Genomic DNA, 10392 nt, shown 5'->3' with positions numbered 1-10392 from the left:
TCAGTTGGGCGCGTAGGACGGCGCCGCCGCCGAGAAAGCCGGTGCGGCGGTGCCGCCGAACAGGCCTTCCACGAAACGGCGCGTGCGCTGGCGGCTGCCGAGGGCGGCGCCCAGGCAGCGCTCGGCATCGGCCAGGTGGCCGGCCAGCTGGCGCCGCGCCTCGTCGAGGCCGACGGTATTGATCAGCGTGGGCTTGCCGGCGTCCTTGCCGGTGTCCTTGCCGGTGACGGCGCTGTCGTTGCCGGGCACGTCCTGGAAGTCGTCGCGCAGCTGGAAGGCGTGGCCGGCGGCCAGCGCAAAGGCGCGCAGCGAAGCCGCCACCTTGTCGTCGGCCTGGGCGATGATGGCGGCCATGTCGACCGCGACGCCCAGCAGCACGCCGGTTTTCAGTTCATTGGTGGTGGCGATGTCGTCGACCGTGGCGCGCTTGCCGTGCAGGTCGAGGAACTGGCCCTTGACCAGGCCTTGCGCGCCGATGGTCTCGGACAGCTTGCCGACCAGGCGCGCGCGCACCGCAGGCGGGATGTCCGGCGCCGCCGCCAGGATGCCGAAGGCGCGGCTGAGCAGGGCGATGGCGGCCAGGATGGCGACGTCCTCCCCGAACTGCACGTGCACCGTCGGCTGGCCGCGGCGCAGCTGGGCGTTGTCCATGCAGGGCATGTCGTCCAGGATCAGCGAGGACGCGTGCACCAGCTCGACCGCGCAGGCGACGTCGACCAGCGCCGGCGAGACGCAGCCGAGGTCGCGCGCGACTAGCATGGTCAGCAACGGGCGCATGCGCTTGCCGCTGCTGAGGGCGCCGGCGCGCATCGCCGCGCTCAGCTTGTCGTCGCGCGCAGCGCCCTCGAGAAGCCAATAGGCGATGCGCTCCTCGACGGCCTCGCGCATGGCGCGCAGCTCGGCCGCGGGATCGATCCGTGCTTCCATGGCAAAACCATCGAAGGCCTCGAATGTTTTGATGCCATCGAATCCATCGTACCGCCGTGTCTGTGTGCCCATTGCATCCCCGCCGCGCTGAATAAATGAATTGACGAATTTAGGCAATGATACCGGAAACAATCTTTCTCATTCATTAACTCTCTCTCCAACCGTGCGGAGCCTGCCTGGAGCGAAAAAAAAGGCCGGCGAATGCCGGCCTCAGTATTGACAGCTCAGTTGCTTACAAGTTCGGCGCCAGGTGGCGCTCCAGCTCATCCTTCGGCATGCCGCGGCGCTGCGCCATGTCGTCGAGCTGGTCCTGGCCGATCTTGCCGACCACGAAATACTTCGATTCGGGGTGCGAGAAGTAGAAGCCGGACACCGCCGCGCCCGGGGTCATGGCGAAGGACTCGGTCAGGCCCATGCCGATTTCCTCGGCCTGCAGGGTCTTGAACAACGCGGCCTTGACCGTGTGCTCGGGGCAGGCCGGGTAGCCCGGCGCCGGGCGGATGCCGACGTATTCTTCCTTGATCAGCGCCTCGCTCGATAAATCTTCGCCGGCGGCATAGCCCCACAGGTCGGTGCGCACGCGCTCGTGCATGTACTCGGCAAAGGCTTCGGCCAGGCGGTCGGCCAGGGCCTTGACCATGATCGACGAGTAATCGTCGCCGGCGGCTTCGAAGCGCTTTTCGATCTTCTCGGCACCCAGGCCGCCGGTCACGGCGAACATGCCGATGTAGTCGGCGATGCCGGACGCTTTCGGCGCGATGAAGTCGGACAGGCACTGGTTCGGACGCTGCACGCCATCGACCACCGGCTTCACGCCCTGCTGGCGCAGGCCGTACCAGGTAAAGGCAACTTCGTCGCGGTTTTCATTGGTGTACACCTCGATGTCGTCGTCGTTGACCGTGTTGGCCGGCAGTAAACCGACCACGCCATTGGCGGTCAGCCAGCGCCCTTCGATGATCTTCTTCAGCATCGCCTGGCCTTCCTCGAACACCTTGGTAGCCGCTTCGCCGACGATCTCGTCGGTCAGGATGGCCGGGTAGGGGCCGGCCAGGTCCCAGGTCTGGAAGAACGGACCCCAGTCGATGTAGCGCGCCAGCAGCGCCAGGTCGACGTTCTTGAACAGGCGCCGTCCGATGAACTTCGGTTTCACCGGCGCGTACTCGAGTTTCGCCTTGTTGGCGCGCGCCTGCGCCAGCGACACCATCGGCAGCGCCTTCTTGTTGGCATGCTGTTCGCGGATGCGGTCGTAGTCCTGCGCGATCTCGGCGACATAGGCGTCGCGGGTGTCGGCGGTGACCAGCGACTGGCCGACCGACACCGAACGCGAGGCATCCGGCACGTACACCACCGGGCCATCGTAGTGCGGGGCGATTTTCACGGCGGTGTGGGCGCGGCTGGTGGTGGCGCCGCCGATCAGCAGCGGCGTCTGGCGCTCGCGGAACCACGGGTCGCGCTGCATCTCGCGCGCCACATACGCCATTTCTTCCAGCGACGGCGTGATCAGGCCGGACAAGCCGATGATGTCGGCATTCTCTTCCTTGGCCTTGGCCAGGATCTCGGCGGCCGGCACCATCACGCCCATGTTGACGATCTCGAAGTTATTGCACTGCAAGACCACCGACACGATGTTCTTGCCGATGTCGTGCACGTCGCCCTTGACGGTCGCGATTACCATCTTGCCCTTCGGCTTGGCGACCACGCCGGTGCGGCGTTCTTCTTCGGCTTTCTCTTCTTCGATGTACGGCACCAGGTGGGCCACGGCCTGCTTCATGACGCGCGCCGATTTCACCACCTGCGGCAGGAACATCTTGCCCTGGCCGAACAAATCGCCCACCACGTTCATGCCGTCCATCAGGGGGCCTTCGATCACGTGGATCGGACGGCCGCCTTCGCTGTCCACCTGCTGGCGCGCTTCCTCGGTGTCTTCGACGATCCACTGGGTGATGCCGTGCACCAGCGCGTGCGCCAGGCGTTTACCGACCGGGGCATTGCGCCATTCGAGGTTCTGTTCCTGTTTGGCGCCGCCGGCCTTCAGCGTGCCGGCGAATTCGATCATGCGCTCGGTGGCGTCCGGTCGGCGGTTCAGCACCACGTCCTCGACGCGCTCGCGCAGCTCGGCCGGCAGGTCGTCGTAGACACCGACCATGCCGGCATTCACGATACCCATGGTCATGCCGGCCTTGATCGCGTGGTACAGGAACACGGTGTGGATCGCTTCGCGTGCCGGGTCGTTGCCGCGGAACGAGAACGAGACGTTGGAGACGCCGCCCGACACCTTGGCATGCGGCAGGTTCTCGCGGATCCAGCGGGTGGCGTTGATGAAGTCGACCGCGTAGTTGTCGTGCTCTTCGATGCCGGTGGCGATCGCGAAGATGTTCGGGTCGAAGATGATGTCTTCCGGCGGGAAGCCGACCTTCTCGACCAGGGTGTCGTAGGCGCGCTTGCAGATCTCGGTCTTGCGCTCGAAGGTGTCGGCCTGGCCCTTCTCGTCGAAGGCCATCACGATCACGGCGGCGCCATAGCGGCGGCACAGCGCGGCCTGGCGCAGGAATTCGGCTTCGCCTTCCTTCATCGAGATCGAGTTGACGATGGCTTTACCCTGCACGCATTTCAGGCCGGCCTCGATCACGCTCCATTTCGAGGAGTCGATCATGATCGGCACGCGCGAGATGTCCGGTTCGGACGCGATCAGGTTCAGGAAGCGCGTCATCGCCGCCTGCGAATCCAGCATCGCCTCGTCCATGTTGATGTCGATGACCTGGGCGCCGTTCTCGACCTGCTGGCGCGCGACCGACAGCGCCTCGTCGAACTGCTCGTTCAGGATCATGCGCGCGAAGGCCTTGGAGCCCGTCACGTTGGTACGTTCGCCGACGTTGACGAACAGCGAGCTGTCGTCGATGGTGAAGGGTTCCAGCCCCGACAGGCGCAGCGCGGTCGGCACTTCCGGCACGGCGCGCGGCGTCGCTTTCGACATCGTCTCGGCGATCGCCTGGATGTGCTCGGGCGTGGTGCCGCAGCAGCCGCCGGCGACGTTGATGAAGCCCGACTCGGCGAACTCCTTCAGCAGGCTCGAGGTATCGGCCGGCAGCTCGTCGAAGCCGGTATCGCTCATCGGGTTGGGCAGGCCGGCGTTCGGGTAGATGCAGACGTAGGTGTCGGCGATCCTGGAGAGTTCCTGCGCATACGGACGCATCAGGGCGGCACCGAGCGCGCAGTTCAGGCCGACAGTCAGCGGCTTCGCATGGCGCACCGAATTCCAGAAGGCCGGCACGGTCTGGCCCGACAGGATGCGGCCGGACGCGTCGGTGACGGTGCCGGAGATCATCAGCGGCAGGCGGGCCGTAGCAGGGTGCTCGTCGAAGTACTGGTCGATCGCGAACAGGGCGGCCTTGCAGTTGAGCGTGTCGAAGATGGTCTCGACCAGCAGCAGGTCGACGCCGCCGTCGATCAGGCCGCGCAGCTGCTCGTAATACGAGGTTACCAATTGATCGAACGTGACGTTGCGAGCCGCCGGGTCGTTAACGTCCGGCGAGATCGAGGCGGTCTTCGGGGTCGGGCCGAGGGCGCCGGCGGCAAAGCGCGGCTTGTCGGCAGTCGAGTATTTGATGCAGGCGGCGCGCGCCAGCTTGGCGGCTTCGACGTTCATTTCGTAGGCCAGGGACGCCATGTGGTAGTCGTCCTGGGCGATGCCGGTGGCACCGAAGGTGTTGGTCTCGATGATGTCGGCGCCGGCGGCAAGGTAGCGCTCGTGGATTTCCTGGATGATGCGGGGCTGAGTCAGATTCAGCAGTTCGTTGTTGCCTTTTACAAACAGCTCGCGCGCACCGCTGTTGGCGGGTGCCGAGAAATCCGCGAAGCGTTCGCCACGGTAGGCGGCTTCGTCAAGCTTGTACTGCTGGATGATCGTACCCATTGCGCCATCGAGGATCATGATGCGGTGCGCCAGAATGGCGCGCAGCTGGGCGTCGACGGGAGAGAATGCGGGGAGGGCAGTGGTCATCGGTATGCTTTCCTGCGGCAGCCTCGACGGCTGGGGCGCAGTGTCTATATATTAGGCGGTCTACGATTATACCGTTCCTGGCCGAGTTTGTTCCCGGCGCCGGCGGCCGATGCAATACGCATCAAGCCTCTATCGTGTAAAGCCATGTAAAGACATTTGTAACGTATTATTTCGTAGTTACGTTTGTTACAGTGAGATACAAATTGCGGCAAAACAGCAATTTCCCGGATACATACAGCGACCACAATAAGCACCATGGAACCGCCACTGCGTGCGGTCCCTAGTCCAATTAACGGAATGGGCGGACCCGTCGCTCCGCCGCCTCAATGGGAAGATTGCCATGAACAAAGAATATGTGCCCGAGTGGGACCACGCTGCTGCACGCACTGAAGACACCGCACCGGCCAAGCAGCACGCTGCCGCAGGCGTGAAGCAGATCGTCACGATCCGCCTGGATGTGGACATGCTGGAATGGTTCAAGTCGGCAGGTCCGGGTTACCAGACCCGCATTAACCAGGTGCTGCGCGAGTACATGGAAGCCAATCGCGTGCGTGCGCACGGCGAATAAGCTATAGCAGGAAAAATACAGCAGGAAAAAATCGGGCGGTGGGATTGATGTCATAGCATCAATGCCACCGCCCGTTGTCGTTCTAGACGTTGCGTTCTGTTCGAATGCTGCGTTCTATTCGAACACCAGTCCCTCGAACGAAAAGCCCTTCAGGAATTCCGCTGCCGCCAGGCGCTTGCCGCCGGGCTTCTGCAGTTCGGTCAGTCGCAAGGCGCCCTCACCGCAAGCCACCACGATGCCTTGGGCATCCGCCGCCAGCACCTGGCCCGGCGTACCCTGGCCGTCCGCCGGCTCGGCGTTCCAGATCTTGACCGTCACGCCGCCCGCCTGCCCGTGCGCGCCGGGGAAGGGGTTGAAGGCACGCACCTTGCGCGCCAGCTGCACGGCCGGCAGGCTGAAGTCCAGCTTGGCTTCTTCCTTGCTGATCTTCGCGGCGTAGGTCACGCCTTGCTCCGGCTGCGGCACCGCGTCCAGCGGCCCGGCCGCCATCCGGCGCAAGGCGTCGACGATCATGCGTCCGCCCAGCGCGGCCAGCTTGTCGTGCAGGCTACCGGTGGTGTCGCGGTCCTCGATGGCGATGCGTTGCATCGACAGCATCGGGCCGGTGTCCAGGCCTTCTTCCATCTCCATGATGGTCACGCCGGTTTCCGGATCGCCGCTTTCGATGGCGCGGTGTATCGGCGCGGCGCCGCGCCAGCGCGGCAGCAGCGAGCCGTGGATATTGATGCAAGGCTTGATGTCGAGGGTGGCGCGCGGCAGGATCAAGCCATAAGCGGCCACCACCATCACGTCATAGTCCGTCGCCAGCAGGCGCGCATGCGCAGCGCGCGCTTCCTCGGCGCGCTGCGGATCCTTGGCATCCATGCGCAGCGACAGCGGCTGCAGCACTTCAATGTCATGGGCCAGCGCCACCTGCTTGACGGCGGACGCCTGCAGCTGCATGCCGCGCCCGGCCGGACGGTCGGGCTGGGTCAGCACCAGCGGGACGACGAACCCGGCCGCCAGCAGCTCGCGCAGGGCGACCGCCGCAAATTCCGGGGTGCCGGCAAAGACGACTTTCAGGCCGGCCATCACGCGCGGCGGCCGCTGCGCTCTTCCTTGAGCAGCTTGGTCTTGATGCGGTTGCGCTTCAGCGGCGACAGGTATTCCACGAACACCTTGCCCATCAAGTGGTCCATCTCGTGCTGGATGCAGACCGCCAGCAGGCCGTCGGCTTCGATCTCGAACGGCTTGTTGTGCTGGTCGACCGCACGCACTTTCACGCGCGCCGGACGCTCGACGCCGTCGTACACACCCGGCACCGACAGGCAGCCTTCGTCGTAGACCTGCTTTTCTTCGCTGGCCCAGACGATTTCCGGATTCACGAAGACCATCAAGTCATCCTTGGTCTCGGTGATGTCGATGGTGATCAGGCGCTCGTGCACGTCGATCTGGCTGGCGGCCAGACCCACGCCGGGGGCGTCGTACATGGTTTCGGCCATGTCCGCGACCAGCTTGTCGAGGCGCTCGCCGAATTCGGTGACCGGCTTGGCCACTTTGTGCAGACGTGGGTCGGGATAGCGTAGGATATTCAGTAAGGCCATGGCTTTTTTCTATTCGTTTAAAACATACAGGCGGCACCCCGTTCCCGGGCTGGAACGCGGTTTGTCTTGCTAGTTCAAGGATTTCTCGGCAGAATTTGATTCAGTGCGGCAACCTTTGCCGTGTCTTGCGCTGTGGCAGCCATTCCGTCAATGCCGCACTTTTCGGACTCTCTGATGAAAAATTTTAGCACAGGCGCTGCCTCCTCGCTCCTGGTCCGCAGCGCCGCTGTTGCCGCGCTCGTCTGCGCGACGATCGCGCCGGCCCAGGCCGCCACCAATTGCACCTTCCGTCCGAACGCGCCCGACCAGCACCGCGTGGTCAAGGGCGATACCCTGTGGGACATTTCCGGCACCTTCCTCGAGCATCCATGGTGCTGGCCGCAAGTGTGGGGCATGAACCGCGAAGAGATCCGCAACCCGCACTGGATCTATCCGGGCCAGATCATTTATTTCGACCGCGCCCACGGCCGTCTGACGCTGACCCGGCCCGGCCAGCCGGACCCGAATGCCGGCCAGCCGCCGCTGACGCGCCTGTCGCCGCAGCTGCGCACCGAGAACATGGGCTCGGACGGTGCGGTGCCGGCGATTCCGGCGGCCGCGATCGAACCCTTCCTGACCCAGCCGCTCGTGGTCGAGGCCAATGCCCTGGACGCCACCCCGCGCATCGCCGCCACCCAGGAAGAGCGGGTCTGGCTGAGCGAAGGCAACCGCGCTTACGTGCGTGGCGACCTGCATGGTGCCACCAGCTTCCAGGTGTTCCGTCCAGGCAAGCCGATGATCGACCCCGACACCGGCAAGGTCGCCGCCTGGGAGGCCGCTTTCGTCGGCACCGTACGCGTGGTGAGTGTGGCCAAGCCGGGCGTCGACGTGCATACCGTTGAAGTCACCCGTTCGCTGCAGGAAATGGGCATCGGCGACCGCCTGCTGCCGATGCCGCCGGCCCCGGTGCGCAACTATGTGCCGCATGCGCCGGCGCAGCTGGTGGCGGGCCGCGTGATGGCGGTGCCGGACGACATGATCAACGCCACCCAGAATCAGGTCGTGGCTGTCAATCGGGGTTCGCTTGACGGACTCGATGTCGGCGCCGTGCTGCAGCTCTATCATCTGGGCCAGACCGTAACGGACCCGGGCAGCAAAGGCTTCCTCGGCTTCGGCAAGGACAAGTTGCGGCTCCCGGACGAACAAATTGGCGAACTGTTCATCTTCCGGGTCTTCGGGCACGTGTCGTACGGCCTGATCATGCAAGTGACGGGACCGGTGCGAATCGGCGACGTGGCGAAATCACCGGAGTAACCCTACCGTGCAGGACACGGACTCCTTCACCGATGTGTCCGTGTCGATGTCGCCAGCCCAGCTGGCGGCCTGGATGCGGCTGGAACGCACCCACGGCGTCGGCCCGCGCACCGCGCCGGCCTTGCTGGCCGCATTCGGCAGCCCCGAGGCCATCTTCGCCGCCGATCACGATCTGCTGGCCGCGTACCTGAGCCCGGCGCAGGCACGCGCCATCCGGCAACCCGCTTCCGCCGACACCGTGCGCCTGGTCGACGCCACGCTGCGCTGGATGGAGCACCCCGGCCACACGGTGCTGGCGCTGGGCCAGCCCGGCTATCCGGATTTGCTGGCGGCCATCCCCGATCCACCGCTGCTGCTCTATATAAAAGGATGTCCTGATTTGCTGGCCGGCCCGGCGCTGGCCATCGTCGGCAGCCGCAACGCCAGCACCCAGGGCAAGGCGAATGCGCTGGCCTTTGCCGAGGCCTTGTCCTGGGCCGGCCTGGCCATCGTGTCCGGCCTGGCGCTGGGCGTCGACGCGGCCGCGCACGAAGGCGCGCTCAAGGAGGCGGGGAGCACGGTCGCCGTGATCGGCACCGGCCCCGACCTGGTCTACCCGGCACGCAACCGCGCGCTGTTCGAGCGCATCGCCGCCGATGGCTGCATCGTCAGCGAATACCCGGTCGGTACGCCACCGTTGCCAGGCAATTTCCCAAAACGTAACCGGATCATCAGCGGGCTGGCGGCCGGCGTGCTGGTGGTCGAAGCCGCGGCCCAGTCCGGCTCCTTGATCACGGCGCGCCAGGCAGCCGAGCAGGGCCGGGACGTGTTCGCGATTCCGGGTTCGATCCATGCGGCGCTGTCCAAGGGCTGCCACCTGCTGATCCGCGAAGGCGCCAAGCTGGTCGATAGCGCCGGCGACGTGCTAGAGGCGATGGCCTGGTCGCCGCTGGCCGGGCGGCGACCCTCGCCGCGGCTGCCGGCGGCGGAACCAGAAGCAGCGTCGTCCGCAGAAGACGACAGCCTGCTGGCCGCCCTCGGCCACGACCCGGTCGAAGCCGACACCCTGCTGGCGCTGGTCGGCGGCACCCCGGGCGAACTCAGTACGCGGCTGCTGTTGCTGGAACTCGCCGGCACGGTCGAGCGGTTGCCGGGCGGGCAGTTTCAAAGAGTCGTGCGCACTGAATAAAATGGCAAAATGAAGAATATGCGGCAGGAATAGTAAAAGGGAATTCCACCACAAAATGACGACACTACATAGCGAAGTGAATAAGGCCGATAAACAACGTTGATGTTTTCCACCTGGCAACTGTCTTCGTGCCACACTTGTGCCGCGCCGAGCTTAACTGCTACAGTAGCGTCACTATGTTCGACATCCTAGTCTACCTCTACGAGACGTATTATCGTCCCGATGCCTGCCCCGAGCCGGCAGCCCTGGCGCGCAAACTGTCTGCCGTCGGTTTCGACGATGTCGAGATCACCGAGGCGCTCGACTGGTTGAACGGACTGACCGAAATGGCCAGCGCCGTCGATCCTTTCCTCGAATCGAGCGGTACCCGTTTTTATATTGCACAGGAAGTCGATACCCTCGGCAGCGCCGCTGTCGGCTTCATCCAGTTCCTGGAACTGGCCGGCCTGCTCAGTGCCATGCAGCGCGAGATCGTCATCGAGCGCGCGCTGGCGCTGGACGAATCGCCGGTCACCCTCGGCAAGCTGAAGATCATCGTCCTGATGCTCCTGTGGAGCCAGGGCAAGGAGCCGGACGCACTGATGTTCGACGACCTGTTCGGCTCCGACGACGAAGACGCCGAGCCGCGTTTGTTGCACTGAATACCCATGCTGTGGATGGACAAAACGGGGCTGCGGCCCCGTTTTTTCTTGCATTGAAGCAAGGTGAAGCGTATTTTGCCAAAAAGTAAGACAGGCACAGTCTACTTGCGGATAGCGCGTCAACGCGCTTATCATTTGCCGCTATCTGCCAATTGTTACTAATAAGATATCAACGGGACAAGATTCCCGTCAGGCCGCATCCAGCGACTGCT

8 protein-coding genes are annotated in these 10392 nt (G+C 64.5%); 4 read left to right on the top strand and 4 right to left on the bottom strand.

The window, feature by feature from the left end:
- Entirely contained in the window at positions 1-927 is a 927-nt protein-coding gene (locus U1H99_RS18670; protein ID WP_323143203.1) for a polyprenyl synthetase family protein, read from the bottom strand.
- Between the two features lie 232 nt (positions 928-1159).
- Positions 1160-4927: a methionine synthase gene (gene metH / locus U1H99_RS18665; RefSeq protein ID WP_323143202.1), complete on the bottom strand. Its 3768-nt coding sequence runs from the start codon at positions 4925-4927 to the stop codon at positions 1160-1162.
- A 340-nt stretch (positions 4928-5267) separates the two neighbouring features.
- Between metH and U1H99_RS18660 the strand changes: the two genes are divergently transcribed.
- Complete coding sequence (locus tag U1H99_RS18660) at positions 5268-5495, top strand: BrnA antitoxin family protein (protein WP_141838814.1); 228 nt, start codon at positions 5268-5270, stop codon at positions 5493-5495.
- A gap of 114 nt (positions 5496-5609) precedes the next feature.
- Here U1H99_RS18660 and fmt read toward each other — a convergent pair whose 3' ends face one another.
- Positions 5610-6557: a methionyl-tRNA formyltransferase gene (gene fmt / locus U1H99_RS18655; protein ID WP_323143278.1), complete on the bottom strand. Its 948-nt coding sequence runs from the start codon at positions 6555-6557 to the stop codon at positions 5610-5612.
- A gap of 8 nt (positions 6558-6565) precedes the next feature.
- Positions 6566-7078 (bottom strand): peptide deformylase, encoded by a 513-nt coding sequence (gene def, locus U1H99_RS18650; RefSeq protein WP_323143201.1) that lies wholly within the window; start codon positions 7076-7078, stop codon positions 6566-6568.
- A gap of 174 nt (positions 7079-7252) precedes the next feature.
- On the opposite strand from def, the gene U1H99_RS18645 reads away from it, so the two are divergent.
- The 3 genes from U1H99_RS18645 to U1H99_RS18635 all read left to right on the top strand — a co-directional run bounded on the left by U1H99_RS18645 (position 7253) and on the right by U1H99_RS18635 (position 10180).
- Positions 7253-8371: a LysM peptidoglycan-binding domain-containing protein gene (locus U1H99_RS18645; protein ID WP_323143200.1), complete on the top strand. Its 1119-nt coding sequence runs from the start codon at positions 7253-7255 to the stop codon at positions 8369-8371.
- 46 nt (positions 8372-8417) lie between these two features.
- Entirely contained in the window at positions 8418-9539 is a 1122-nt protein-coding gene (dprA, locus tag U1H99_RS18640) for a DNA-processing protein DprA (RefSeq protein ID WP_323143277.1), read from the top strand.
- Between the two features lie 176 nt (positions 9540-9715).
- Positions 9716-10180, top strand: a complete 465-nt coding sequence (locus U1H99_RS18635) for a Smg family protein (RefSeq protein WP_323143199.1) — start codon at positions 9716-9718, stop codon at positions 10178-10180.
- Positions 10181-10392: the final 212 nt, after the last annotated feature.

Origin of the sequence: Massilia phyllosphaerae, from assembly GCF_034659755.1 — a bacterium.
GTDB classification, from domain to species: Bacteria; Pseudomonadota; Gammaproteobacteria; order Burkholderiales; family Burkholderiaceae_D; genus Telluria; species Telluria phyllosphaerae.
Note: the sequence above shows the minus strand (reverse complement) of the source record. Positions and strands in the feature narration are given on the sequence as shown.